Below are 301 nucleotides of genomic sequence, written 5' to 3' on the forward strand. Positions count from 1 at the left end.
AAGTGTACTCCATTCGTCAGAATAGGAGTTTCCACGGTTTCAAATCGCCCCCAGGAACTCGTTTTAGCTCCCTTCCAATCAGGCTTTACAGGTAATTCTTTCCCATCCTCCTCACATGTACGTGTCATTACTATTGGAGCATACTGACTATCATACCATTCTCGGGCTACTGATACGGTGAGTTCGTCCGTAGGCGAATTATCGTCGTGCAGCATTTGTTCTGTACAGGCTAACAACGTACCCAACACACCTATGTATATCAGAATACGCCATTTTTTCCATTTTTCAATGTGTTTCATGC

At 43.9% G+C, this 301-nt stretch carries 1 protein-coding gene; it reads right to left on the bottom strand.

What is annotated here, in order from left to right; translation table 11 throughout:
- Nucleotides 1-299, bottom strand: a 299-nt coding sequence (locus DW036_RS25310; protein ID WP_369906917.1) for a hypothetical protein, incomplete at its 3' end; no start/stop codon positions are given.
- Nucleotides 300-301 lie beyond the last annotated feature (2 nt).

It is taken from the genome of Bacteroides sp. AF39-11AC (assembly GCF_003474285.1).
GTDB lineage: Bacteria > Bacteroidota > Bacteroidia > Bacteroidales > Bacteroidaceae > Bacteroides.